The sequence below is a fragment of the Prevotella koreensis genome (assembly GCF_003977605.1).
In the GTDB taxonomy this organism is placed as follows: domain Bacteria; phylum Bacteroidota; class Bacteroidia; order Bacteroidales; family Bacteroidaceae; genus Prevotella; species Prevotella koreensis.
Window position 1 is genome coordinate 1754360 of sequence record NZ_RYYU01000001.1, and the last position, 25839, is coordinate 1780198.

At 45.9% G+C, this 25839-nt stretch carries 21 protein-coding genes; 11 read left to right on the top strand and 10 right to left on the bottom strand.

What is annotated here, in order from left to right:
• The first annotated feature begins 42 nt into the window (after window positions 1-42).
• The 3 genes from EHV08_RS07475 to lgt all read left to right on the top strand — a co-directional run bounded on the left by EHV08_RS07475 (window position 43) and on the right by lgt (window position 2439).
• On the top strand, window positions 43-378 hold the full coding sequence (locus EHV08_RS07475) for a DUF6922 domain-containing protein (protein WP_126678720.1): 336 nt from the start codon (window positions 43-45) through the stop codon (window positions 376-378).
• A 102-nt stretch (window positions 379-480) separates the two neighbouring features.
• A complete protein-coding gene (gene ychF / locus EHV08_RS07480; RefSeq protein WP_126678721.1) occupies window positions 481-1584 on the top strand; it encodes a redox-regulated ATPase YchF in 1104 nt (367 codons plus the stop codon).
• A 6-nt stretch (window positions 1585-1590) separates the two neighbouring features.
• Complete coding sequence (lgt, locus tag EHV08_RS07485) at window positions 1591-2439, top strand: prolipoprotein diacylglyceryl transferase (protein ID WP_126678722.1); 849 nt, start codon at window positions 1591-1593, stop codon at window positions 2437-2439.
• An 83-nt stretch (window positions 2440-2522) separates the two neighbouring features.
• On the opposite strand, the gene mutS is transcribed toward lgt, so the two are convergent.
• Both mutS and EHV08_RS07495 read right to left on the bottom strand, forming a co-directional pair.
• Window positions 2523-5150 carry a DNA mismatch repair protein MutS gene (mutS, locus tag EHV08_RS07490; protein ID WP_126678723.1) on the bottom strand — a complete coding sequence of 876 codons (2628 nt, stop codon included), beginning with the start codon at window positions 5148-5150 and terminating at the stop codon, window positions 2523-2525.
• A 330-nt stretch (window positions 5151-5480) separates the two neighbouring features.
• Entirely contained in the window at window positions 5481-7055 is a 1575-nt protein-coding gene (locus tag EHV08_RS07495; RefSeq protein ID WP_126678724.1) for a beta-propeller fold lactonase family protein, read from the bottom strand.
• Between the two features lie 193 nt (window positions 7056-7248).
• Between EHV08_RS07495 and EHV08_RS07500 the strand changes: the two genes are divergently transcribed.
• Window positions 7249-8379, top strand: a complete 1131-nt coding sequence (locus EHV08_RS07500; RefSeq protein ID WP_126678725.1) for a CapA family protein — start codon at window positions 7249-7251, stop codon at window positions 8377-8379.
• 41 nt (window positions 8380-8420) lie between these two features.
• On the opposite strand, the gene polA is transcribed toward EHV08_RS07500, so the two are convergent.
• On the bottom strand, window positions 8421-11186 hold the full coding sequence (gene polA / locus EHV08_RS07505; RefSeq protein ID WP_126678726.1) for a DNA polymerase I: 2766 nt from the start codon (window positions 11184-11186) through the stop codon (window positions 8421-8423).
• 85 nt (window positions 11187-11271) lie between these two features.
• Between polA and EHV08_RS07510 the strand changes: the two genes are divergently transcribed.
• Both EHV08_RS07510 and EHV08_RS07515 read left to right on the top strand, forming a co-directional pair.
• A complete protein-coding gene (locus tag EHV08_RS07510; protein WP_126678727.1) occupies window positions 11272-12249 on the top strand; it encodes a polyprenyl synthetase family protein in 978 nt (325 codons plus the stop codon).
• Window positions 12250-12328: 79 nt separating this feature from the next.
• On the top strand, window positions 12329-12934 hold the full coding sequence (locus EHV08_RS07515) for a hypothetical protein (RefSeq protein ID WP_126678728.1): 606 nt from the start codon (window positions 12329-12331) through the stop codon (window positions 12932-12934).
• 221 nt (window positions 12935-13155) lie between these two features.
• Here the strand turns inward: EHV08_RS07515 and deoC are convergent, their stop codons facing one another.
• The 6 genes from deoC to mnmG form a co-directional block, all read right to left on the bottom strand.
• On the bottom strand, window positions 13156-14046 hold the full coding sequence (deoC, locus tag EHV08_RS07520) for a deoxyribose-phosphate aldolase (protein ID WP_126678729.1): 891 nt from the start codon (window positions 14044-14046) through the stop codon (window positions 13156-13158).
• 19 nt (window positions 14047-14065) lie between these two features.
• Window positions 14066-14401, bottom strand: a complete 336-nt coding sequence (locus EHV08_RS07525; RefSeq protein ID WP_126679453.1) for a nucleotide pyrophosphohydrolase — start codon at window positions 14399-14401, stop codon at window positions 14066-14068.
• A gap of 132 nt (window positions 14402-14533) precedes the next feature.
• A complete protein-coding gene (dtd, locus tag EHV08_RS07530; protein WP_126678730.1) occupies window positions 14534-14986 on the bottom strand; it encodes a D-aminoacyl-tRNA deacylase in 453 nt (150 codons plus the stop codon).
• A 197-nt stretch (window positions 14987-15183) separates the two neighbouring features.
• Window positions 15184-17010 carry an excinuclease ABC subunit UvrC gene (uvrC, locus tag EHV08_RS07535; RefSeq protein ID WP_126678731.1) on the bottom strand — a complete coding sequence of 609 codons (1827 nt, stop codon included), beginning with the start codon at window positions 17008-17010 and terminating at the stop codon, window positions 15184-15186.
• Between the two features lie 80 nt (window positions 17011-17090).
• Window positions 17091-17621, bottom strand: a complete 531-nt coding sequence (locus EHV08_RS07540; RefSeq protein ID WP_126678732.1) for an adenine phosphoribosyltransferase — start codon at window positions 17619-17621, stop codon at window positions 17091-17093.
• Window positions 17622-17747: 126 nt separating this feature from the next.
• A complete protein-coding gene (mnmG, locus tag EHV08_RS07545) occupies window positions 17748-19700 on the bottom strand; it encodes a tRNA uridine-5-carboxymethylaminomethyl(34) synthesis enzyme MnmG (RefSeq protein WP_126678733.1) in 1953 nt (650 codons plus the stop codon).
• A gap of 428 nt (window positions 19701-20128) precedes the next feature.
• Between mnmG and EHV08_RS07550 the strand changes: the two genes are divergently transcribed.
• The 5 genes from EHV08_RS07550 to EHV08_RS07570 all read left to right on the top strand — a co-directional run bounded on the left by EHV08_RS07550 (window position 20129) and on the right by EHV08_RS07570 (window position 25158).
• A complete protein-coding gene (locus EHV08_RS07550; RefSeq protein ID WP_126678734.1) occupies window positions 20129-20818 on the top strand; it encodes a succinate dehydrogenase/fumarate reductase cytochrome b subunit in 690 nt (229 codons plus the stop codon).
• Between the two features lie 65 nt (window positions 20819-20883).
• Window positions 20884-22866 (top strand): fumarate reductase/succinate dehydrogenase flavoprotein subunit, encoded by a 1983-nt coding sequence (locus EHV08_RS07555; RefSeq protein WP_126678735.1) that lies wholly within the window; start codon window positions 20884-20886, stop codon window positions 22864-22866.
• Between the two features lie 4 nt (window positions 22867-22870).
• On the top strand, window positions 22871-23626 hold the full coding sequence (locus EHV08_RS07560) for a succinate dehydrogenase/fumarate reductase iron-sulfur subunit (protein WP_126678736.1): 756 nt from the start codon (window positions 22871-22873) through the stop codon (window positions 23624-23626).
• Between the two features lie 139 nt (window positions 23627-23765).
• On the top strand, window positions 23766-24278 hold the full coding sequence (locus EHV08_RS07565) for an N-acetyltransferase (protein ID WP_126678737.1): 513 nt from the start codon (window positions 23766-23768) through the stop codon (window positions 24276-24278).
• A gap of 286 nt (window positions 24279-24564) precedes the next feature.
• Window positions 24565-25158 carry a LemA family protein gene (locus EHV08_RS07570; RefSeq protein WP_126678738.1) on the top strand — a complete coding sequence of 198 codons (594 nt, stop codon included), beginning with the start codon at window positions 24565-24567 and terminating at the stop codon, window positions 25156-25158.
• Between the two features lie 37 nt (window positions 25159-25195).
• On the opposite strand, the gene EHV08_RS07575 is transcribed toward EHV08_RS07570, so the two are convergent.
• Window positions 25196-25732 carry an LOG family protein gene (locus EHV08_RS07575; RefSeq protein ID WP_126678739.1) on the bottom strand — a complete coding sequence of 179 codons (537 nt, stop codon included), beginning with the start codon at window positions 25730-25732 and terminating at the stop codon, window positions 25196-25198.
• Window positions 25733-25839 lie beyond the last annotated feature (107 nt).

The window sequence follows — 25839 nt, forward strand, 5'->3', positions numbered from 1 at the left end:
CGCCTAATTTGTACTAACTTTGCAACCGAAAAGAATTTAATAATGAGCAGCAAAGAGTGTATATCAAGATTGTCAAAGATGCTATTCTGGGATATGGATATGGAACAGGCTGATATGGATAAGTATCCGCGTCATATCATTCAGCGTGTCTTGGAATATGGTACACTTGAGGATTGGAGGATAATACATTCTTATTATGGTCTTGATAAGATTGTCGAAGAATGTAAACAGATGAGAACTCTTGACCCTATATGTCTCGCTTTCATTTGTGCTAAGTCAAATACTAAGGAGGAAGAATACAGATGTTATCATACGAGACAGTCGTTCCCGACACTTTGGAACACTGAAAAACGTATCAATTATATATTATCGGAGTAACCGTTGTTGTTCTTTTTATTCCGATACATAGCCAATATTCTAAATAAATTGCGTAAATTTGCACGCAGTTAAGAAATAGACAAAAAACAGAAAGATAATAAGATGGCATTGAAATGTGGTATTGTAGGACTGCCTAATGTGGGCAAGTCAACGCTTTTTAACTGTCTGTCGAGTGCGAAGGCACAGGCGGCAAACTTCCCCTTTTGCACAATAGAACCTAACGTGGGTGTGATAACAGTGCCCGACGAGCGGCTTACACGCCTCGCGGAGATTGTTAACCCGGGGCGTATAGTGCCTGCCACGTGTGAGATTGTGGATATAGCAGGACTCGTGAAAGGAGCATCTAAAGGTGAAGGACTGGGAAATAAGTTCCTCGGAAATATCCGTGAGACCGACGCTATAATACATGTGCTGCGATGCTTCAATGATGATAATATCGTGAGAGAGGGCGGAGCGGCAGTGAATCCGGTGCAAGACAAGGAGATAATAGATACCGAACTGCAACTGAAAGACCTCGAAACAATAGAGGGACAACTGGCAAAGACACAGAAAACAGCCGCCGCAGGCAATAAGGATGCAAAGGTGTTGATGACCGTTCTTCTGGCTTATAAGGAGGTGTTGGAGCAGGGTAAGAACGCCCGCACGGTGACTTTCGACAGCAAGGAGGAACAAAAAGCGGCGCACGACCTGTTCTTGCTCACCGCAAAACCGGTGCTCTACGTATGCAATGTTGATGAGGCTTCGGCCAAGGAAGGCAACGAATACAGTAAGAAGGTGGAGGAAATAGCGCGTCAGGAAGATGCCGAGGCGATGGTGATTGCGGCGAAGACCGAGGAAGACATTGCTTCGTTGGAGACCTACGAGGACAAACAGATGTTCCTTGAAGAACTGGGACTGACGGAGAGTGGTGTCAATCGACTCATCAAGAAAGCGTATGCCCTGCTGAATCTTGAAACATTCATAACCGCAGGAGAAATGGAAGTGAAGGCATGGACATACCATAAGGGATGGAAAGCACCGCAGTGTGCCGGAGTGATACACACCGACTTCGAGAAGGGTTTCATTCGTGCAGAGGTGATAAAGTATGACGACTATATCAAATATGGCTCTGAATCGGCGGTGCGTGAGGCCGGAAAAATGGGAATAGAAGGAAAAGAATATGTGGTGCAGGACGGTGATATAATGCACTTCAGATTTAATGTATAAAGACTTATGACAGATATTTTAGGTTACATAACATGGAATCCCGATTCCGAGATTTTCCGTATCGGAGGCTTGGCGGTGCGCTGGTATTCTATGTGTTGGCTCGTGGGAGTGGCTCTTGCATACTTCCTCGTGAAGAAACTGTATAAGGAACAGAAGGTGAAAGAAGGACTCTTCGACCCGCTTCTCATATATTGTTTCTTCGGAATATTGATTGGTGCGCGACTCGGCCATTGCCTTTTCTACGAGCGGGAATATTGGCTTAGTTCGCCGGAACACGTATTAGAGATTTTCGTACCTATCCGATTTATGGCCGATGGCAGTTGGAAATACATAGGATATGAGGGACTTGCAAGTCACGGAGGCACCATAGGACTGACCTTGGCGCTTTTCATTTACTGGCTCAGAGTGCGCAAAGAAGGTCTTGGTATATGGCAGATACTTGACAACATTGCCATAGTAACGCCCATCACTGCGTGCTTCATACGACTCGGAAATCTTGTAAATTCAGAGATAATAGGCAAGGTGACAGACGTGCCTTGGGCATTTATTTTCGAGCGTGTTGATATGAGTCCGCGCCACCCGGGACAACTCTACGAGGCCATAGCATACGCCTTGTTCTTCCCCATCGGCTGGTATTTCTATCGCAAATATCCCGGACGTGTGGGCACCGGGTTCTTCTTCGGACTGTGCCTGACGCTGATCTTCACTTTCCGTTTCTTTGTTGAATACACCAAAGACATACAAGTGGCGAAAGAAGCGACCATGACCCTTAACCTCGGACAGCAACTGAGCATACCGTTCGTGATAATCGGTATCTTCTGTATCTGGCGCAGTTTCAAGGTAGTAAAGAACTGAAATGAATTTAAAAATAAAGAACACGGATAATGCCGGCATGACATTATCCGTGTTCTTTTTATTATAAGCGGCCGGTAAAGCCCTTATTTGCCTTTCACAATCTTCTTTATCTCGTTGAGTTTATTCAGTGCTTCGAGTGGTGTGAGGTTGTTTACATCGATGTTGAGAATTTCGTCGCGCACCTGCGAAAGCACCGGGTCGTCGAGTTGGAAGAACGAAAGTTGGAAACCGTCGCGGCTTTTGTTGAGTTGTTCTGCCGACGGTTTGCCTACCGTCCCTACCCCACTGTTGTCATTCTCCAACTGTTTCAGTATGCTGTTGGCACGCTTCACGATGCTCTTAGGCATTCCGGCAATCTGCGCCACATGAATACCGAAAGAGTGTTCAGAGCCTCCACGCTGCAGTTTACGCATGAAAATAACTTTGTTGTCAACCTCTTTCACCGACACGTTGTAATTCTTTATCCTACTGAAGTTCTTCTCCATTTCGTTCAGTTCGTGATAATGGGTGGCGAAGAGTGTGCGTGCCTGTGCTTTCTTATGTTCGTGCAGGTATTCCACTATGGCCCACGCGATGCTGATACCGTCGTAGGTTGACGTGCCGCGTCCCAGTTCATCGAATAGCACAAGCGAGCGTGGGGTGACGTTATTTAGTATGTTTGAGGCCTCCGTCATCTCCACCATGAATGTAGATTCGCCGAGAGATATATTATCAGACGCACCCACTCTGGTGAATATTTTGTCCACCATACCGATGCGGGCACTCTCTGCCGGCACGAAACAACCTATCTGAGCCATCAGCACTATGAGTGCGGTCTGGCGCAGCAAGGCAGACTTTCCGGCCATGTTGGGACCTGTTATTATTATTATCTGCTGCTTCTCGGTGTCGAGAAAGATGTCGTTCGGCACGTATGTTTCGCCTAAAGGCAGTTGCGTCTCTATTACGGCATGTCGCCCCTGACTTATCTCCAGCACGTCGCTTTGGTCGATTACCGGTCGCACGTAGCGATGCTCCTCGGCGGCCTTTGCGAACGACAGAAGGCAGTCGAGACGCGCTATGAGGTTGGCATTTATCTGTATCGCGGGTATGTCTTCCTGCATCGAAGCCACCAATTCACCGAATATCCGTGCCTCAAGTGACAGTATCTTGTCTTCTGCCCCAAGTATTTTTTCCTCATACTCTTTGAGTTCCTGAGTGATGTATCGCTCTGCTTGGGCGAGTGTCTGCTTGCGTACCCAACTCTGCGGAACTTTGTCTTTGTATGTGTTTCTTACCTCAAGATAATATCCGAAGACGTTGTTATAGCCTATCTTCAGCGACGAAATGCCGGTCTCTTGGGTCTCTCGCTCCTGTATTTTCAGCAGATAGTCTTTTCCGCTGTAAGCTATTTTGCGCAGTTCGTCGAGTTCGCTGTTCACACCGTTTCTCACCACTCCGCCTTTGTTTATCATTTGCGGAGGGTCGTTTTCTATTTCGCGCCCTATGCGGTCGCGCAATTCTTCGCACAGGTTGAGTTGTTCCCCTACCCTTCTTAGAGCCTCGTTCTCCGCCTGCATGCACGCAGCCTTCACCGGTTGCAGTGCTTGCAGAGCCACTTTCAGTTGCACCACCTCGCGCGGAGTGACACGCCCTGCGGCCACCTTTGATATGATGCGTTCGAGGTCGCCAACGCTATGGAACTTCTCATCTACGAGCATGCGGAATTCCGGTTGGCGGAAGAAATATTCCACTATGTCTAATCGTTCGTTGATGGCACGTTCCTCTTTCAGTGGGAACACTGTCCATCGCTTCAGCAGTCGTGCCCCCATCGGCGACACGGTGCGGTCGATAACGTCCATCAGACTTGCTCCGTCATCCTGCATCGGATGCAGCAGTTCGAGCGAACGTATGGTAAATTTGTCGAGCCTTACATACCTCTCTTCGTCAATGCGTGCCAAAGATGTTACATGACCAATCTGCGTGTGCTGTGTCATCTCAAGGTATTGCAGTATCGCTCCGCTTGCCGTGATACCGTTGTGCATATTGTCCACGCCGAAGCCTTTCAGGTTTTTCACCTCGAAGTGGCGCAGCAGTTTCTGTCGTGCGGTCTGTTCTGTGAACACCCAGTCTTCCATTTCAAAAGTGAAAAACTTAGAACCGAAAGCACGTTCGAAATCATTCTTGCGCCCACGTTCATACAGAACCTCTTTCGGTTGGAAGTTTCCGAGCAATTTCTCTACATAGTCCGGTGTTCCCTCTCCGGTGAGAAATTCTCCCGTAGAGATGTCGAGGAATGCTACACCGCAACTGCCTTTGCCGAAATGTACCGATGCAAGGAAGTTGTTTTCCTTGTAATTCAGCACGTTATCGCTCATTGCCACGCCCGGCGTGACGAGTTCTGTAATGCCTCGCTTGACAAGTTTCTTTGTGAGTTTCGGGTCTTCCAGTTGGTCGCAAATGGCCACTCTCCTACCCGCTCTGATAAGTTTCGGCAGATAGGTGTCAAGTGCATGGTGCGGAAATCCTGCCATTTCGATGGGTGGTTTTTCGCTTGCACCGTTGTTGCGTCTGGTGAGTGTGATGCCAAGAATCTTGCTTGATGCTATGGCATCATCGCAGTATGTCTCGTAGAAATCGCCGCATCGGAACAGTAGTAGTGCGTCAGGATGCTTCGCTTTGAACGAGAAGAACTGCTTCATCATCGGTGTCAACTCTTCCTTTTTGGTAGCCATTGTCTTTGCTTTTTTGTAACATGCAAAGATACTTTTTTCCTTTGAGAATGCCAAAAGATAAGTCGTTTTTTCATTCCGGACGGTTTTCGTTTTCCGTTTTTTCTCTTTATGCGCTATGTTTTTTATTTGTCTTTATTGCATTTTGTGATGATGTGGAGAGCAAAACAGGCGAAATTGGAAAGTAAATTGGGCGATTTTGCTCTGCAATTTGGGCGAAATTGGTGAACAAATTGGGCGAAATTACTCTCTACGATGTTGCGATGTGTGTGCGGAAAGTGTGCCTTTGCGTGGATAGGGGAGAGTTGCGTGTGGGCGGAATGTTGGCGGATGTTATTTCTTTCGGCGTGAGCGTACAAAGAAAAATGTGCCGGCGAGCACTGCAACAAGTGCTCCTCCGGCATAGTATAGTGTATTTGTGGTTGAAAGGCATTTTGCCAAACCTCCACCGAAGAGTCCCTTTTCAGGGTCAAATGGAGAGTTGGGAGAGTCTGTCGAATCGTTCATAACGGTCATCCCTTCGTATTGTAGTCCGCATTCCGGACACTTTTTCATGTCGTTGTTTCGCGTTGCTCCGCATGCCGGACAGAAGCGCGCGGTGGGCGGGTTCTTGTATTCCACTTCGTAGATATTCACCGCATTTCCTCCGCGGTTGCTGCGACCTTGCGATGTCACGAAGACATAACGGCCATCGGAAGAGAGGTCGAGTCCTACGGGATAACTGTCAACGGCTATCTGACAGATGGTTTTCATCGTCTTGGTATCAACCACATACACCTGACTTACATTATTACAAGCAGCGAAGATATATCGTCCGTCGGGCGAGATGCTTATGGTGCGTGCACCGGTACCAACCTTGCAATTTTCCCAGTTGCTTGCCGTGGCGGTTTTCTTTGTTGTTCCGTCCATGCTTTTTGCCACTGCCATGAAATCTTTCAGTGGCATTCGCTGCACCATTCCACCACCGTTGATGCTGAGATAGAGGTATCCGTTCGAGATTACAAGATGCCTCACATTGCTCATCATGCCAAGTACCCTGCCGAGATATTTCTGCTGCTGTATGTCGATTACGGCGATGCCTCCTCCGCCCCCCATGCAACCCACGATGAGATATCGGTTGTCCGGAGTGAATACCGTGCCGCGAAGGGCATATCCGCTGCCACTGTCACGGTCAACGGCACGGTTCAGCGGATAGTTGAGTTCGAGTTGTTTGTCAACCACGAGCACCATCTTATGATGCCACTCTTCAGGCTTTTCAGACGATATGTCGATAAGTCCGATGGTGTTGTTTCCCCAGTGTGAAATGGCCACAATCTTGCCATCGGGCGATGTGCTTACCATTTTTGGCAGCGGACCGGTTTCCATGAGTCGCACCACCTTGTCTGTTTTGGTGTCTATAACTGCCACTGCCGACGGATCTTGGGCATTGATGTCGAAAGTACGGCGGTAGTAAGGCACCCAGAGGTAGCGTCCATTGTGGCTGAAAGTGCTTTCCACCGGTTTTCCCGAGAATGTGTTCACGTTGTGATGGTAATGCCTCCACGGGTATAGTCCCGATGGTTTCGACCACAGATGATCGTCGCGTCCGTCCTTGAAATTATGGTTTATCACAGCCAGTTTCTTGTGTGTGCGGAAATCGTAACTTATTGTTGTACAGCCCTCAAGCGAGTTGACGTAGTACTTTGAGCCGTCAGGATGGATGTTGATTGACTTCGGACTGTTTATGTCGGTGTCGCGTATGTCTGCTCCGCCGCCATAGTTTTGTTTCTTTGCTATCAGTGTCATTGTCAGTGCTCCATCGGTAGATTGAGCGGTGGTGCCAATCTTTGGGTGCGAAACCGGTGATACATCGGCGAACGATAGTGCGGCAATGGCAAGTGCGAATGCTGTTGCAAGTGTTTTTTTCATTGTGTGAATAGTTTTGTTTTTGCTAATATGTCTTGTCTGTTTTTATTGTTGCGAATGTATCGCAAATGATAGTGACAATGTTGCAAAAGTACCTTAAAAAAGGGAAATGGCAAAATTTTTTATACGAAATAATGACTGTTACGTTTCTTTTTTGTAATTTTACGGCCGCAAAACTATAAAAACAATTATTATAATGAAGAAATTTTTATCCACTACATTGTTCGGGGCGATGCTCATAATGGCATGTGCCTGTACCACCAATGCACGTCCGAACGCCATGAATGGGCAGACTCCCGATGAAGACTCGGCGGAATATACCCTTTCGATACTTGTGGCAGGTGACCTCATGCAGCACCAAGGACAGATAAATGCGGCAAGCAACGGCAACGGTACATACAGTTATGAAGAAACTTTCAGATATGTAAAAGAGGAGGTGAGCAGTGCCGATTTGGCCATAGCCAATTTTGAAGTGACTCTCGGCGGACAGCCATACAAGGGTTATCCATGCTTCTCTGCGCCCGATGAATACCTGGCAGCAACAATAGATGCGGGGTTCGATGTGTTGCTCACAGCCAACAACCATTGTCTTGATTCGCGGCAGAAAGGATTGGAGCGCACCATTGACATGATGAACAAGGCCGGTGTTCCGCATCTCGGAACATATAAGAATAAGGCTGCAAGGGATAAGGATTATCCGTTGCTTGTAGAGAAAAACGGATTCAGGGTGGTGCTTCTGAACTTCACATACGGCACAAACGGACTGAAAGTGCAGGCTCCTAATGTGGTTAACTATATGGATACCACAGAGATAGCACGCGACATAAAGAAAGCAAAGTCGATGAATCCGGACATCATAATAGCAATGCCTCACTGGGGTATAGAATATGTGTTGCAACCCAATCAGCAGCAGCGTGACATCGCGGCATGGCTGTTGAGAAAAGGCGTTGACCATGTCATTGGCGCACATCCTCATGTGTTGCAACCGATGGAATTGCTCAACAAGGAGAAACGAGGTGGTAACTTGGTGGCTTATTCGCTTGGAAACTATGTCAGCAATATGGCGAAGACGAACACTGATGGTGGTGCAATGGTACGTTTGGATTTCAAAAAACGGGGTAGGGTGGTCACTCTCGAAGACTGCGGTTACAGTTTTGTATGGGTGTCAAGGCCTGCAATTTCGGGGCATAAAAACTTCAGAATATATCCCATTCACGTGCCCGACAGTATGCTGAACGCAACCGAACGAGCAAAGCGTAACCTCTTCTATAACAACATGAAAGCCTTGTACGACAAGTATAATAAAGGAGTAGGGGAGTTGAAATAAAAATAACCCCCTTCCCGATGCAGGGAAGGGGGTAGTTTATATCAGTGCGCCTCCAACCAGTTTTCTCCCCAACCGCAGTCGGCAATGAGGGGAACACGGAGTTGATAAGCATTTTGCATCTCCTCAAGAACGATTTTTTCTACCGTTTCTTTCTCCTCCGGAAAGACGTTGAAGTTGAGTTCGTCGTGCACCTGAAGAATCATTTTGCTCTTCAGTCCGAGTTCTTGGAAACGCCTGTAAATGCGTATCATGGCAACCTTTATAATGTCTGCGGCAGAGCCTTGTATCGGAGCGTTTATGGCATTGCGCTCGGCAAAATTGCGCACCACAGCATTCTGTGAGTTGATGTCGGAAAGATAGCGTCGCCGATGGAACACTGTCTCGGCATATCCGTTCTCGCGTGCCATTTGTTTCGATTGTTCCATGTAGTCGTGAACCTGTGGGAATGTCTCGAAAAATCCGTCTATGAGCATTTTCGCCTCTCCGCGTTCTATCTCCAATCGCTCGGCAAGTCCGAATACCGTGATGCCGTAGATGATGCCGAAATTAGCACGTTTCGACTTCGTTCGCTCGTCGCGTGTCACATCGCCTATTTCCTTTTTGTATATCGTTGCTGCTGTTGCTGTGTGCAGGTCTTTACCCTCTTTGAACACGTTTATCATGTTCTGGTCGCCCGACAGATGTGCCATTACGCGCAGTTCTATCTGACTGTAGTCGGCAGAGAAGAACAGACAGCCCGGGTCGGGAATGAAAGCCTTGCGGATTTCCTTTCCGTCCTCGCCACGCACCGGGATATTCTGCAGGTTAGGTTCTGACGATGAGAGTCGTCCGGTGGCTGTAATAGTCTGATTGAAAGACGTATGTATGTGTCCGGTTTTCTTGTTTATCAACTTAGGAAGAGCGTCGATATAAGTGCCGAGGAGTTTCTTCAAACCTCTGTGTTGCAGGATATTATCCACTATTTCATGTTTGTGTCTCAGCGTTTGCAACACCTCTTCGCCGGTGACGAACTGTCCGGTCTTTGTCTTCTTTGGTTTTTCCACTATCTTCATCTTGCTGAACAAGATATCGCCCACCTGCTTCGGCGAAGCGATATTGAATTCTTCGCCCGCCAAGGCGTATATTTTCTGTTCTAGTTCGTGCATTCTTTTAGAGAAAGCCAGTGATGTTTCGGCGAGTGAGTCGGTATCTATTCTCACGCCATTGATTTCCATGTCGGCGAGCACCCTTACCAAAGGCATCTCTATTTCATGGAAAAGTTTGTCAACGCCGGCCTCCTTCAGTTTCGGTTCAAGCACGTTCTTCAACTGCAATGTGATGTCGGCATCTTCGCAGGCATATAAATAAACGTCTTTCGGAGGCAGTGAACGCATAGAGCGTTGGTTCTTGCCTTTCGGCCCGATGAGTTCGTCTATGTGTATCGTTTTATAGTTAAGATAGACCTCTGCCATGTAGTCCATGTTATGACGCAGTTCCGGTTGAATGAGATAATGGGCAATCATGGTGTCCCACATATCACCGGCGAGGGTGACACCATAACCGGCCAGCACCTCAAGGTCGTACTTTATGTTCTGTCCTATCTTCAGTATGTCGGGATTTTCGTATAGAGGTTTGAAAATATCAACGAGTCTTTGAGCCTTTTCTCTGTCGTCAGGTATCGCAACGTAAAATGCCTTGTTTGGCTCGACAGAGAAACTCAAACCCACCAATTCGGCCACAATGGCGTTGGTAGATGTGGTTTCTGTGTCTAAACTTAATATCTTGTGTGTTAATAAAAAATCACAAATTTCGCGTGCTTTATCCTCATCTTCAATGAGTTGGTAATCTGTTTTAACGGAATTTAACTGCGATTTCTGCGATATTTTTTCTGTTCCCGTAGTTTCGTCCGTGAAAAAGCCGAATAAATCTTGCTGTATAATGTTATTTTTTTTCGGTTTTATTTGGTCTTTCAAAAACTTCTTTGAAAGGCTGCGAAATTCCAGTTCGTCGAAAATTTTGCACAGAGCGGTTTCGTCAGGCTCCACGGTTTTCAGTTTTTCCAAATCCAAAGCGATTGGGACATCGGTACGTATCGTTGCGAGGAACTTCGACATCCGTATGTCATCAACGGCCGACTCTACTTTTTGTTTTAATGCCCCTTTCAGTTCGTTTGTTCGTTGCAGCAATTCCTCGACATTGCCGAACTGGGCGATTAGTTTCACCGCAGTCTTCTCACCGACACCCGGACAGCCGGGGAAGTTATCGGCACTGTCGCCCATTAGTGCTAATAAGTCTATGACTTGGAGTGGGGTAGTGATGCCGTATTTGTTGCAGACGGCCTCAGAGTCCATCACCTCATAGCCTCCGCCATGTCGCGGACGGTACATGAAGACATTGTTGCTAACAAGTTGACCGTAATCCTTGTCGGGTGTGAGCATATATGTTTTTATACCTGCTTCTCCGCTTTTCAGTGCCAATGTGCCTATTACGTCGTCTGCCTCAAAGCCTTCTGCTTCGAGTATGGGGATGTTCATTGCGGTGAGAATGTTCTTTATGATAGGAACCGAAGCACGTATATCCTCCGGTGTTGCCTCGCGTTGTGCCTTGTATTCCGGGAATGTTTCTGAACGGAATGTTGGTCCGTGAGGGTCGAATGCCACGCCAAGATGTGTCGGTTTTTCCTTTTCAATCACCTCGTGAAGGGTGTTGCAAAAGCCTAATATGGCTGATGTGTTGAGGCCTTTTGAGTTGATTCTCGGATTTTTAATAAAGGCGTAATATGCCCGATAGATAAGTGCGTATGCGTCTAAAAGAAACAATTTCTCCATAAATCTACTTATTTTAAGTTCAAAATTACAAAAACTTTTCCATAAATGCGATAAAAACACTAATTTTGTCGCAAATTTAATATTTATGGACTTCTTGTCAATCATAAAACAACCTATCAGTAACGAACTTGATGTCTTTGTAGAATTGTTCAATTCTACATTGGAGCATGACTATGAACTGTTGCAGAACGTGCTTGACCACATACGTCAGCGTGGTGGCAAACGCATGCGTCCGATGCTTATATTGCTCATTGCCAAGAATTACGGTGGAGTGAATGCAGTGACTCAAAATGCTGCCGTCGGACTGGAATTGCTGCACACAGCGAGTCTTGTTCATGATGATGTGGTGGATGAAAGCAACGAGCGTCGCGGTCAGGCATCGGTGAATGCAACATATAACAATAAGGTGGCGGTGCTTGTGGGCGACTTTATACTCTCGTCGGCACTGCTTAGGGTATCGGAAACAAACAACGAACTCATCATACGAAACCTCGCACGACTCGGTCAGACATTATCTGCCGGAGAGGTGTTGCAGTTGATTAATATTGATAATAATGAAATATCTGAAGAGGTTTATTATCAGGTGATTATGCAGAAAACGGCCGCACTGTTCGAGTCTTGTTGCGAAATGGGTGCGCTTTCGGCAGGAATGGGAGAGGAAGAGATAGCCGAAGTGAGAGATTTTGGCCGCAACATAGGTCTTGCATTCCAGATAAGGGACGATATTTTCGACTATTACGACTCTGCGGAGATTGGTAAGCCGACAGGAAATGATATGGCGGAGGGTAAACTTACGTTGCCGGTGATTTATGCTCTCAATTCCACCGGTAATGCCGAGATGCTCGAATTGGCAAGAAAAGTGAAACAACGCACCGTTACAACCGATGAAATCGCCACTTTGGTGGCCTTCACAAAGGAAAACGGAGGCATGGAGTATGCGGAGCAGAAGATGGAACATTTCCGCAGTCTGGCGCAGCAATTCATTAACCGTAATGTGCAACAAGAGGATATAAAGAACGCGCTGACGGCATATATCGACTTCATTGTGCAGCGCAATAAATAGCAAAAACGTAGAATTTTAGTATCTCTCGCGTTGTTGTTTTACAAAAAATGCCTATCTTTGTGCATCACAATAATACAAGATGACAGCGAAGAGAAAAGTTAGCCTATTTAAGACTATAACCATTGTTATAGCCTTCCTGTGTGTGTCTGTCTGTGGAATGATGTATGTTTATTTTCGTCCGGACACACTGAAGATGTTCCATTTCTTTAAGTATATCGGTGTTCTCGATATGTTGGAGAACATGAAACGCGACCCTTCAATTCTTTATTCGTGGGTGCTTTATAATCTTCCTGATGGTGTTTGGTTGTTTGCCTACTCTATAATAATCGGCTGTATATGGAATTTCAAGATAAAAGACTGTTGGATGTTTATTCTTGTAATGCCTTTAATATCAATCTCTCATGAGTTTATGCAGGGCTTGGGTATTATGCATGGTACCTACGATCCTAACGATGTCTTTGCTTATATACTCGCTATTTTGGTAGGGTGTGCGTATGTTTATGTTGTTGACAGGCTTGGATTTAAGAATGTGAATAGGGTAGGGCGGCGACGTACGAGTTCGCTGAAACTGTTTCTCACAATGCTTACCTTCGCCTTGTTTGTTCTTATCGCTATTGGGAGCGATGATACGGTAGGGAGAATCAGTGCGAATACAGGGTGGTCTTTTGAGAAGATTGACGCTTGACGAAGGTGAATCCCTTATGTTTTTTTCCTTGATTTATTTGGCGATGTGTGGGGATTTCTTAATGATTTTATTATTAAAAAGATTTAGGAGTTTGGACAACACCTTTGCTGATAGCATCACGATTTATTATCATAATAAACAGGTGTGTTGTCCAAACTCCATTAAACCCAAACAAATATAAAATGGCTTTTATATATGTTTGAGTTAAAATCCTCATTAAATTAGAAGAACTTAACCTCTCGTCCTTCTATTTCGCTAAGCAGAAGGTTGGCAAGACGGCTTGTACCGAGACGGAACCACTTGTTTGTGAGCCATTTCTCTCCAAGCACTTCCTTCACTATGGTATAGTAAGTCATAGCGTCCATGACGGTGTTGATGCCCCCTGCAGGCTTGAAACCAATCTGGATGCCTGTCTCTTCGTAGTATTCTTTTATTGCCTGACACATCACGTAAGCAGCCTCGGGAGTGGCAGAAATCTTCTCCTTGCCGGTGGAAGTCTTGATGTAGTCTGCACCTGCATACATCGACAGAATAGATGCTTTCTTGATATTGGATGCCGTAACGATGTCTCCGGTTTCGAGGATAACCTTCAGGTCGTGGCCGTTGCAGGCACTCTTCATCTCCTGTATATCGTCGCAAACGCCCTCATAGTCGCCGGAGAGGAACTTACCAACCGACATAACCATATCTATCTCGGTTGCACCGTCCTTTATTGCGAGTGCCGTCTCTGCCACTTTCACCTCGATACGAGCCTGTGAAGAGGGGAAACTGCCGCTCACGCAAGCAACCTCAACGCCTTCCACCTCAAGTGTTTCAGCCACTGTCTTGGCAAAACATGGATATACACAAATTGTCGCAACGTGCGGCATATCAACATATTCCTCGTCGAATTTGTTCACTCTCTCGGTAAATGCCATAACACTCTCCTCCGAGTCGGTGGTTTTAAGTGTTGTCAGTTCGATACTTCCAAAGAGGAATTTCTTCACCTCAAGTGTGTCATTCTCATGTACCTTCTCTTCGATAATCTTCTTTACCGCTTCTTTTACCTCAGCATCACTGATGTTGCAGTTATACTTTGCCAGTGCCTGCTCATACTTATTTTCCTGGTTCATTGTCTGTATATTTAATAAATTATTGTTCTTTCAGTTTCGGATTTTGTCTGTGACGCATATTGTCGCGGGCTGTCTTTTTGATGAAACTCTTTCTCAACTCATCATTAAGGTCAACCCCGGTCTGGTTTGCAAGACACACCAATACCCACAACACGTCGGCCATTTCTTCGCCGAGATTAGGTTTCTCGCCCTCTTTGAAACTCTGGTCGCCATATCGTCTCGCCATAACACGTGCCAATTCTCCCACTTCTTCGGTAAGACAAGCCATATTGGTAAGTTCTGAAAAATAGCGCACGCCATATTTCTTAATCCACTCATCTACTGCTGCTTGCACTTGGTCAAGAGTGAGAGACATGTTCTTACCGTCAATAAAATCGGCAATATGCTGCGTTTCTTGTTCCTTATATTCCATGCGTATGATGTTTGTATAATGCGTGTGAAACACGTTTGAAAGCAGGGAAAATGCCCTCGAAGGACTATTGTTTCCTCATTCATTTTTCTTCGTGTCCATGCAAATAGTTACCGGTCCATCGTTCACAAGTTCCACTTTCATGTCGGCGCCGAACTCGCCGGTACCCACTCTCTTGCCGGTTTCTTCCTCTAATCGGCGGCAAAAGAACTCGTATAAGGGCACGGAAATCTCGTGGCGGGCTGCTCTAAGCCATGACGGACGATTGCCTTTCTTGACGCTTGCAAATAGCGTAAATTGGCTTACAACGAGTATGTCTCCGCCAATCTGACCGATGTTGAGGTTCATTACGCCGTTTTCATCGTCGAAAACACGCAGTCCGATGATTTTCTTCACCAACCATTCCGCATCGGCCTCGGAGTCGGTTTCTTCCACGCCGACAAGTATCAGATAACCCTTCCCGATAGCAGACTTAATGTTACCGTCAATGGTAACGCTCGCACGACTGACCCTCTGTATAACTATTCTCATAGTGCAAAGTTACTGCTTTTTATCTGATTGTGCAATTTTTAGATTGTCTTTTCTCTCTTTTCTCTTTCCCGAAGATTCTGAATATCACTGCAAATTAGCCCAAATTGCAAGGTAATTTCGCCCATTTTGCTTTTTATTATTTCATCCTTTGATTGCTTGTTTAGTATAAAATGTTGATTTATAGAGTATTATACGAACTATTGCTTATGAAAATGTACATATATGATATTGGCTTTCTTTTGTCCGATAATATCTGTAAGTATCTGTAAATCAGCGGATTTTATTTGCTTGACGCTTTTAAGTTTCTTTATCAGAATATCTTTTGTTTTCGATCCTATGCCATGTATGTTGTCGAGTTCCGAATGTAGTGCATGTTTTGAGCGTTTGTCGCGGTGGAATGTTATGGCATAGCGGTGCACTTCGTCTTGTATCCGTGTGAGGATGTGGAACAATTCCGAGTCGGGTTTCATGCCAATGGTGGCCGGTGGGAAACCGTAGAGCAGTTCGTTGGTTCTATGGCGATTGTCTTTTGCAAGGCCTGCTATTGGTATTGCAAGGTTCAGTTCGTCCTCCACCACCTGTCTCACCACCTCCATCTGTCCCTTACCTCCGTCTGTGACGATGAGGTCGGGTAGTGGTTGTTCTTCTTCTATCATGCGACTGTATCGGCGACGCACAACCTCTTTCATTGAGGCGTAGTCGTCCGGTCCTTCTACGCTTTTGATGTTATATTTCCGGTAATCTTTCTTGCTTGGTTTCATTCCTTTGAATACCACGCAACCTGCCACGGCATCGGTTCCGGAAATGTTTGAGTTGTCGAAGCACTCTATATGATATGGCATTTTCTGCATTCCGAGAGCCTTCTGCAGTTCCTTCATGAGTCGTGTCTGTTTCTGTTCGGGGTTCAGTTTTTCTGCACGTTTCAATCGGTCGAAACGATACTGTTTTCCGTTCATTGCCGACAGTTCCAACAGGTGCTTCTTTTCGCCGCGCTGTGGCACGGTAATAGTGGCATTAGGTATTTGTGTTTCTGGCTTGAAAGGCAATATTATCTCGGTTGCATCACTGCCCACCTGTTCGCGTATCTGCATTATTCCGGTGGTAAGAATGTCGTCTTCGCTCTCATCGAGTTTCTTCTTGAACTCGAATGTAAGGGCTTGATTTATAGCACCATTAGTCACGTGCATATAGTTGATATACGCCTTTGTCTCATCGTTTGTTAAGGTGAATACATCGACGTTGGTAATGCTGTGGCTCACCACCTCGCTCTTTGCAGCGAATTTTTCAAGCAAAGAGTATCGGCGTTTCAGTGTTTCTGCTTCCTCAAAACGCAGTTCTTCTGCGGCCTGCATCATCTTTTCGTATATCAGTTTCTGAACCTCTCGCGTATTCCCTTTCAGTATTTCGTGTGCCTGAAGAATGTTTTGATTATAGTCTTCGTAGGTCTGTTTTCCCACGCATGGCGCCGCGCAGTTGTGTATATGATATTCGAGACAAGGCTTGTATTTTCCTTCTCTTATTCCCTCGTGTGTGATAGGGAAGCGACAAGTGCGGGGGCGACACAGTTCCTTGATGATGTCAAGCAGGCCGTACATGGTGCTGATACTTGAATATGGTCCGTAGTACTGCCCCCATTTCTTATTAATGTTTCGTGTGGAAAATATTCTTGGAAACAGTTCTTTTGTGATACAGATGCTCGGATAAGTCTTCCCGTCTTTCAGCAGAATGTTATATTTCGGTTGGTATTTCTTTATCAGGGAGTTCTCAAGCAGCAGGGCATCTTCCTCTGTATTCACTACGGTGTAGGTGATGTTCCATATCTTGCTCACGAGTACTTTTGTCTTGAAACGATCTACTTCTTTGTGGAAATAAGACGAAACGCGATTTTTCAGATTCTTGGCTTTACCTACATAGATAACTGTTCCCTCCCTGTCGTAATACTGGTAACTACCAGGCTGAGAAGGGAGGGATGACACTATGCTTTTGAGATGAGCCAATCTGGCTTCGTTTTCTTCTTTCTTCATCAGATGTTTTGCGCTCGTTTCACGTGGAACATATCTTGTTTCTGTCGCTTTTACGCAACCATAGACATGATTTGCAGGTACTAAACTTGTATAAGAGTACTTACTTCGATATCCTTGTCAAAGATGTTGCGACCCTCGAAACCCTCGTTAACGAGTTCTATGATGAAGTTTGCATATACCTTTTTCGGATGAAATTTCTTCACGAGATTGCATGATGCCTTCATGGTTCCACCTGTTGCGAGAAGGTCGTCGTGGAGCAATACCACATCGTCCGGTGTGATAGCGTCCTTGTGAATCTCAATGGTATCGGTGCCATATTCCTTTTCGTAACTCTCTTGGATTGTCTCTGTGGGTAGTTTGCCGGGCTTACGACACAGTATCACACCCGCACCGAGACGCAGTGCAAGGGCAGATGCCAGTACGAATCCGCGACTTTCGATACCTACAACTTTTGTTATTCCCTTGTCTTTGTAGAGTTCGTACATTTCTTCTACCATCTCTTTCAGACATTCAGGACTCTTAAACAGTGTGGTGACATCGCGAAAATTCACACCCTTAACAGGGAAATCGGGAATGCACCGCAGGTTGTCCATTAATAATTTGTTGTTCATAAATAATCTTATATATTATTGATATTTAATTGTTTGCAGCCTCTTTGTTTCACGTGAAACATTATATATCTTTCCACATCGCTCAACACTCAACACTCATCGCTCAACGCTCATCGCTCAACCCCATTACCTTCCCATCAGCACAAGCAGCACGTTAATGTCGCTGGGCGAAACCCCCGGTATGCGCGATGCTTGTGCGAGGGTTTCCGGGTCGATGCTTGAGAGTTTCTGCCGAGCCTCTATTGAAATATGGTTCATTGACATGTAGTCGAACTTTCCTTTTATTCTGATATTCTCAAGTCTGTGCATCTTGTCGGCCACCTCTCGTTCGCGCTCGATATATCCGGCATATTTCATTCTTACTTCTGCGGCCTCTGCAATCTCCTCTTTTCGGTTTTCGGGAGCTTCGAGGGCCTCTTGTAATGCAGGGATGATTGTTGCGAGTTTATTTATGTCGAGTTGTGGTCGTCCTAAAAGTTCTATTGCCTTGCAACCGGTGCGCAGTGGAGTGGTGTCGAATGATTCGAGAGCACTTTCTGTTTCTTTTGGTTTCAGCGATGTGTTCTTACATATTTCTATTATATGTTCGATGTGACGGCTCTTTTCTTCCCACCATTCCATACGGTCGCGTTTTGCTATTCCTAATTCGTATGCCCGCTTTGTCAGTCGTGCATCGGCATCATCTTGTCTGAGAAGTATGCGATATTCTGCTCTTGACGTGAACATGCGATACGGTTCATCAACCCCTTTTGTCACCAAGTCATCGATAAGCACGCCGATATAAGATTCGTCTCGGTGCATGATGAATTGGCTGTTTTCTGCCGAAATGCTCTTGTCAGAACCTGCAAGCAGTGCAGCATTCGCGCCGGCAACAAGTCCTTGTCCTGCCGCTTCCTCATATCCGGTAGTACCGTTTACCTGTCCGGCGAAGAATAAACCTTCTATTTTTTTCGATTCCAACGAGTGTTTCAGTTGTGTGGGGTCGAAGAAGTCGTATTCTATTGCATATCCCGGACGATACACTTTTACGTCTCTCAGTGCCGGAATCTGCTTCAAAGCCTCTATCTGTAGTTCTATCGGCATGCTCGAAGAGAATCCGTTGAGATACATCTCGTTGGTGTCTGTGCCCTCCGGTTCGAGGAAAAGCGGATGACTCTCGCGGTCAGGGAATGTCATCAGTTTTGTCTCTATTGAAGGACAGTAGCGTGGTCCGATGCTGTTTATCTGTCCATTATATAATGGTGACTCTTTCAGTCCGCGTCGCAACACCTCGTTCACTGCGGCGTTTGTGGAGAATGTCCAGCATGGCAGTTGTGGTAGTTGTCGCGCTTCGCCCATGTAAGAAAACTTATGGAAGTCGGTTTCTCCGGGTTGCATTTCCGTGTCCTCAAAGTGTACCGAACGGCTATCTATACGCACCGGCGTGCCGGTTTTCATGCGTGCCGATGTTATTCCGTGGCGCGTTATACTCTCGGTGAAACGTTCCACTGCAGGCTCTGCAATCCTACCTCCTGCCACCATCTTGTTTCCAATGTGCATTAATCCGTTGAGGAAAGTGCCTGCGGTGATTATTACCGCTTTTGCTTGCAGTTCCACTCCCCATATTGTGCGCACCCCTATAACTCTTTTGGTGGGTAGGGTGGTGCTTACCGATGATTCCGATTGAATTTGAGCATGGTTTCTTTTGATTTCTTCGACAATCAGTTCGTCTGCCTGGTCTTGCCAAATGTCAAGGTTAGGGGTATTGTCAAGGATTGTTCTCCACTGCCAGATGAATTTCCCTCGATCGCATTGTGCACGCGGGCTCCACATTGCCGGCCCTTTAGAACGGTTCAGCATGCGGAATTGTATTGCGGTGGCATCGGTCACGCGTCCCATCTGTCCACCCAAAGCGTCAATTTCTCGCACAATCTGTCCTTTCGCAATCCCGCCTACTGCGGGGTTGCAACTCATCTGTGCAATGTTGTTCATCTCCATTGTCACGAGGCACGTCTTCGCTCCCATATTAGCACTTGCACACGCCGCCTCACAGCCGGCGTGCCCACCGCCTATGACAATAACATCATATCTTAAAATCATATTTGCTTAAGCCTTATGCCGTGCAAAATTACTAAAAGTTTTGTAAATAAGCATTTTATTCTCATTTTTTGAACAATTCAGACGAAAGTGTTAACGAATGGTAAACGGTTATATTTTTTTCGCTATATAGTAAATATCGGGGTGGGGAAGTGGTAATCCAACCATGCTTCTTCTTAAATTCTTCATACCGACATGGTAGATAGAAACATAAAGATAATGTCGATTAGGTATGAGTATTTATTTATTTTTTCATTTTTCTCTGTTAAATGTTTGAAATATCATTAATTTATGGTATATTTGCAGCCTAAAACGAGCCTTGCGATACCTAAAACAAGGTATTGGGCTGTTAAAAAACGCTATTATAAGTGTGTAAGTTAAATTTGAATCTAAAATAATTTTAATATTAAATAATTCAAAATCAATCATTTATGTGGTTAACTAATTCATCTATTGGAAGGAAGGTTGTCATGTCTGTCACGGGCGTCTCCCTTATCCTATTCTTGACTTTCCACGGTGCAATGAATGTTGTGGCTCTCTTTTCCGGAGCGGCTTATAACACTATCTGCGAACTGTTGGGTTCCAATTGGTATGCCGTAGCCGCCACCTGTGGTCTGGCCGGTTTGGCATTGCTTCACATTTTCTATGCTTTCTGGTTGACTATGCAGAACCGCCGTGCTCGCGGTCCTGAGCGTTATCACGAGACAGCACGCAGAAGTGAGGTGTCTTGGGCTTCTCAGAACATGCTCGTTTTGGGTATCATCATTGGTTTGGGCTTGCTCCTTCACCTCTTCAACTTCTGGTACAACATGATGTTTGCCGAGATAGTAGGCATGCACACAGTTCCCGGTCCTACCGATGGTTTCGGTTGGATTAAGGAGACTTTCAAGAATCCTGTTTATGTTGTGCTCTATGTTATCTGGCTTATTGCTATCTGGTTTCATCTCTCTCACGGTTTCTGGAGTGCCATGCAGACCCTCGGTATCAACGGTAGGGTATGGTTCAATCGCTGGAAGGTTATCGGTATTGTATATACTACCGTCCTCATGCTAGCGTTCCTGATTGTTGTTCTCGCCTTTGCTTTCGGTGTTGCTCCGAGCCTTTGCTGCGGAATGTGCTGATAATATGCCGGCGTGAAGATTATGAACTATTGTAGATTGTAAATTCGAAAATCGTAGATTACATTATGACAAAGACATTAAATTCAAGGATTCCAGAAGGCTCAGTTGCCGAGAAATGGACTAATTATAAAGCACACCAGCGCCTTGTAAACCCAAAGAACAAACTTAAACTCGATGTTATCGTCGTAGGTACGGGTTTGGCCGGTGCCAGTGCAGCCGCTTCTCTTGGTGAGATGGGCTTCAATGTGCTTAATTTCTGTATTCAGGACTCTCCGCGTCGCGCTCACTCTATCGCGGCACAGGGCGGTATTAACGCAGCAAAGAACTATCAGAACGACGGAGACTCGATCTATCGTCTGTTCTATGACACCGTGAAAGGTGGCGACTACCGTGCTCGTGAGGCAAATGTGTATCGTTTGGCAGAGGTTTCAAACAGTATCATTGACCAGTGTGTGGCTCAGGGAGTACCTTTCGCACGCGAATATGGCGGCATGCTTGCCAACCGTTCTTTCGGTGGAGCGCAGGTGAGTCGTACCTTCTATGCAAAGGGACAGACAGGTCAGCAGTTGTTGCTCGGTGCCTATTCTTCTCTGATGTGTCAGGTTAATGCCAACAAGGTGAAACTCTACACTCGCTACGAGATGGAAGATGTGGTTATCGTTGACGGCAAAGCACGCGGTATTATTGCAAAGAACCTCGTAACAGGAAAACTGGAACGATTCTCTGCCAATGCCGTTGTAATTGCTACCGGTGGATATGGCAATGCTTACTTCCTCTCTACAAACGCTATGGGTTGTAACTGTACGGCAGCCGTTCAGTGCTATCGTAAGGGAGCATACTTTGCTAATCCTTCTTATGTTCAGATACACCCAACATGTATTCCGGTGCATGGTGACAAGCAGTCTAAACTGACATTGATGTCCGAGTCGCTGCGTAATGACGGACGCATCTGGGTTCCGAAGAAGATTGAAGATGCCAAGGCATTGCAGGCCGGCACAAAGAAAGGCTCGGATATTCCGGAGGAAGACCGCGACTATTATTTGGAGCGTCGTTATCCAGCATTCGGAAACCTCGTGCCTCGTGACGTTGCGAGCCGCGCAGCAAAGGAGCGTTGCGACAAGGGCTTCGGCGTAAACAATACAGGTCTTGCCGTATTCCTCGACTTCTCCGAGTCTATCGAACGTCTCGGTATCGATGTGGTTCTCCAGCGTTATGGCAACCTCTTCGATATGTATGAGGAAATCACCGACGTTAATCCGGGTGAAATGGCAAACGAAATAAACGGCGTTAAGTACTATAACCCGATGATGATATTCCCTGCTATCCACTATACTATGGGTGGTATATGGGTTGACTATGAACTTCAGACCACAATCGACGGTTTGTTCGCTATCGGCGAGTGTAACTTCTCTGACCATGGTGCCAACCGTCTTGGTGCATCTGCTCTTATGCAAGGACTTGCAGACGGTTACTTCGTGCTGCCTTATACCATACAGAATTACCTTTCAAATCAGGAAATCTGGCCTCGAGTATCAACCGACCTTAAGGAGTTTGAAGAGGCAGAGAATGCCGTACAGAAAGAAATCGACCGTCTGATGGGTATTCAGGGCAAGCGTTCTGTAGATTCATTACATAAGGAATTGGGTCACATTATGTGGGAACACGTAGGTATGGGACGCACCGCCGAGGGTCTGAAAGAAGGTATCGAACTTATGAAGAAACTTAAGAAAGAGTTTGACACCAACCTCTTCGTGCCGGGCAGTAAAGAAGGACTCAACGTGGAACTTGACAAGGCAATCCACCTGCGCGACTTCATCTTGATGGGTCAGCTCGTGGCTTACGATGCACTCCACCGTAACGAGTCGTGTGGCGGTCACTTCCGTGAGGAGTATCAGACAGAGGAAGGTGAGGCAAAACGCGACGATGAAAACTTCTTCTACGTTGGTTGTTGGGAATACAAAGGCGACGACACCACCGCTCCCGAGTTGGTGAAAGAGCCTCTGGAGTATGAAGCGATAAAGGTACAAACACGTAATTACAAGAATTAATATCATGGCAAAAAATATTTCATTCACTTTACATTTCTGGCGTCAGAACGGTCCAAAAGAGGAAGGGCACTTTGATACCCGTCAAATGAAGGATATTCCGGATGACACCTCTTTCCTCGAAATGCTCGATATTCTCAACGAGGAACTCATCAGCGAAGGTAAAGAACCGTTCGTGTTCGACCACGACTGCCGCGAGGGTATTTGCGGTATGTGCTCGCTATATATTAATGGTCACCCACACGGACCGGGCGTTGGTGCAACCACTTGCCAACTCTACATGCGCCGTTTCGAGGATGGACAGGACATTTGGGTAGAACCTTGGCGTTCTGCTGCATTCCCTGTTATCAAGGACTGTATGGTAGATCGCACCGCTTTCGACAAGATAATCGCTGCGGGTGGATATACCACTATCCGCACAGGACAGGCTCAGGATGCTAACGCAATACTCATTCCGAAGCCCGATGCTGATGAAGCAATGGATGCTGCAAGTTGTATCGGTTGCGGTTGCTGTGTTGCAGCATGTAAGAATGGTTCTGCTATGCTCTTCGTGAGTTCAAAGGTCAGCCAACTTGCACTGCTCCCACAGGGTCGTCCGGAGGCTGCAAAGCGTGCCAAGGCAATGGTTATGAAGATGGAAGAACTCGGATTCGGAAACTGCACAAACACTCGCGCATGCGAGGCAGAGTGCCCGAAGAACGAGTCAATATCCAACATCGCACGCCTGAACCGCGAGTTCATCTGTGCCAAGTTCAAGGATTAATCGAATACTTGGATATTCAGACATATATAATATATGGGTTCTCATCACGGGAACCCATATATTTTTGCTCGTAACATATAACGAAATTTTTCTCAAACAGACTCTTGCAACATCAGAATAAATTGCTAAATTTGCAACTATGGGAAGCGACAGACACATACGAAAGGCCGAAGAGCACGAACTGCCACGCATAATGCAACTGATAGAATGTGGCAGGCAGAAGATGCGTGCGATGGGAAACATTGAGCAATGGGCCGACGGATACCCGAAAGAAGAGGTCATAATGCAAGACATCGAAAACGGTAATAGTTATCTCGTCATCGAAAATGGCGTTGCAATCGCCACTTTCGCCTTTGTTGAAGGGCCTGATATTACCTATCGTGAGATTTATGAAGGCCGATGGATAGACAGCGTCACGCCTTATCATGTGATACATCGTGCCGCCTCTGTGCCGTCCGTTCACGGCATCATGAGAACCATACTCGACTGGTGTTCGTGCCGCACTAATAACATACGCGTGGACACCCACCGTCAAAACACCATAATGCGGCAGGCTTTAAAGTCGAATGGTTTCCTCTATTGTGGCATAATCTATCTTCTTGACGGTGCCGAACGGCTCGCCTATCAGCGCGTGTTATGTCCTAATAAATAAACATTTTGGCTAAAAAAACATCATGTTTTATAATTCCCGTAATCCGTTTTATGTACCCATGTGTCGGATTTTTCGGATAAAAAGAAACTGAGAAAAGAGCATTTTGCCACTTTCATTAATCATTTCAAACTTCGGGTTCGCAAATATTATAGATCGATTAATCGCGACAATAAGTTTTTCTCAGTTTAATTTTGCAGTTCCGCATAAAGTTATTATCTTTGCCAACAGGTTCATGAATGCCAAACTTTTAAACTTTATTATTTAACATAGAAAACTTGATTAATTTATGACTTTAATTTTCCTAATGATAATTAGTTTCTTGGTGCTTATTGTTATTGCCATGATATTGGCTGCGATAGGTTATGTTTTTTATATGCAACGTCAGTTGGTCGATATGGACGAGAAATGCAAAAACTCGCTCAGCACGATAAAGGTACAACTGAACAGCCGTTGGGATGCACTCCTTTCGCTCGCCAAGACCGTGTCCACGTATGCCAAACACGAAGGAGACACAATAATACAGACCATTCAGGCACGCCGACAAGAGGGTGGTATGATGCCCACGGCAAAGAATATCAACAACCAACAGGCAGGGTTGGCCGAAGTGATGAGTCGCTTAATGGTGGTCAGAGAGGCTTATCCCGAACTTAAAGCATCGGGACTCTTCAGCAATATGCAGGAAAGTGTGAAAGAGTATGAGGAAAATGTACGCTTCAGTCGTATGGTATATAACGACACCGTAACGATGATGAACCGTAAAGTGCGCAGTTGGCCATCGTCCTTTATAGCCTCTCTTCTGCATTTCGAGGAGCGCGAGTACCTTGAGACCGACGAGGAACAAAAGCAGGGAAATCCTGATTTGTTCAGCAACAATCAATGAATGTAATACATCATACCGTCTGTCCGTAACCCCCGATTTATAAGGAGTTGATAACCGTTACAAGTTCTTCAAGACTGCTAACGGTTTTTATTTGCTTGCCGTAACAGCCTCTTATCATTCCTTTCTGTTGCAAATCATCGAGACATTCCACGAGTTTGTCCCAGAAACCATTCATGTTGTATAGTATTACCTGTTTGCCGTGGTAGCCTATTGTGCCCGCTGCGGCAACCGTAAACACCTCGTCGAGCGTACCGATACCGCCGGGCAGAGCCACGATTACATCGCTGTGAGCCAGCAGCAAGTCCTTTCTGTCGCTCAGATTGTCGCAGTGTATCGCCACATCGACGTACCTGCTCACATGTCCATTCTCCTCTATTATTGATGGGATTACACCGATGTTCCGTCCCCCGGCATCGTGACAGGCACGCGCTATGTGTTCCATAAGTCCCATGTCGCAACCGCCGAACACCACTTCGTGCCCGTTTTTGCCTATCCATTCACCCAATTCGCGCGTCATATCGAAATAAGTCTTTTCGATATTGTTGTTAGCACTGCAGAATATTCCTATGTTCATAATCAGAAAAAATATGCGCAAAAATACAAAATATTTACTTAAAAATTCCGTAAATGCAAAAAAATCAGTAACTTTGCACCCATAAATTATATGTTCAGGATTTAAGA

Bases quoted from the DNA above. Each gene is read 5' to 3' on its own strand.
- EHV08_RS07475 (WP_126678720.1), top strand. From the start codon at position 43: ATGAGCAGCAAAGAGTGTATATCAAGATTGTCAAAGATGCTATTCTGG.
- ychF (WP_126678721.1), top strand. From the start codon at position 481: ATGGCATTGAAATGTGGTATTGTAGGACTGCCTAATGTGGGCAAGTCA.
- lgt (WP_126678722.1), top strand. From the start codon at position 1,591: ATGACAGATATTTTAGGTTACATAACATGGAATCCCGATTCCGAGATT.
- mutS (WP_126678723.1), bottom strand. From the start codon at position 5,150: ATGGCTACCAAAAAGGAAGAGTTGACACCGATGATGAAGCAGTTCTTC.
- EHV08_RS07495 (WP_126678724.1), bottom strand. From the start codon at position 7,055: ATGAAAAAAACACTTGCAACAGCATTCGCACTTGCCATTGCCGCACTA.
- EHV08_RS07500 (WP_126678725.1), top strand. From the start codon at position 7,249: ATGAAGAAATTTTTATCCACTACATTGTTCGGGGCGATGCTCATAATG.
- polA (WP_126678726.1), bottom strand. From the start codon at position 11,186: ATGGAGAAATTGTTTCTTTTAGACGCATACGCACTTATCTATCGGGCA.
- EHV08_RS07510 (WP_126678727.1), top strand. From the start codon at position 11,272: ATGGACTTCTTGTCAATCATAAAACAACCTATCAGTAACGAACTTGAT.
- EHV08_RS07515 (WP_126678728.1), top strand. From the start codon at position 12,329: ATGACAGCGAAGAGAAAAGTTAGCCTATTTAAGACTATAACCATTGTT.
- deoC (WP_126678729.1), bottom strand. From the start codon at position 14,046: ATGAACCAGGAAAATAAGTATGAGCAGGCACTGGCAAAGTATAACTGC.
- EHV08_RS07525 (WP_126679453.1), bottom strand. From the start codon at position 14,401: ATGTCTCTCACTCTTGACCAAGTGCAAGCAGCAGTAGATGAGTGGATT.
- dtd (WP_126678730.1), bottom strand. From the start codon at position 14,986: ATGAGAATAGTTATACAGAGGGTCAGTCGTGCGAGCGTTACCATTGAC.
- uvrC (WP_126678731.1), bottom strand. From the start codon at position 17,010: ATGAAGAAAGAAGAAAACGAAGCCAGATTGGCTCATCTCAAAAGCATA.
- EHV08_RS07540 (WP_126678732.1), bottom strand. From the start codon at position 17,621: ATGAACAACAAATTATTAATGGACAACCTGCGGTGCATTCCCGATTTC.
- mnmG (WP_126678733.1), bottom strand. From the start codon at position 19,700: ATGATTTTAAGATATGATGTTATTGTCATAGGCGGTGGGCACGCCGGC.
- EHV08_RS07550 (WP_126678734.1), top strand. From the start codon at position 20,129: ATGTGGTTAACTAATTCATCTATTGGAAGGAAGGTTGTCATGTCTGTC.
- EHV08_RS07555 (WP_126678735.1), top strand. From the start codon at position 20,884: ATGACAAAGACATTAAATTCAAGGATTCCAGAAGGCTCAGTTGCCGAG.
- EHV08_RS07560 (WP_126678736.1), top strand. From the start codon at position 22,871: ATGGCAAAAAATATTTCATTCACTTTACATTTCTGGCGTCAGAACGGT.
- EHV08_RS07565 (WP_126678737.1), top strand. From the start codon at position 23,766: ATGGGAAGCGACAGACACATACGAAAGGCCGAAGAGCACGAACTGCCA.
- EHV08_RS07570 (WP_126678738.1), top strand. From the start codon at position 24,565: ATGACTTTAATTTTCCTAATGATAATTAGTTTCTTGGTGCTTATTGTT.
- EHV08_RS07575 (WP_126678739.1), bottom strand. From the start codon at position 25,732: ATGAACATAGGAATATTCTGCAGTGCTAACAACAATATCGAAAAGACT.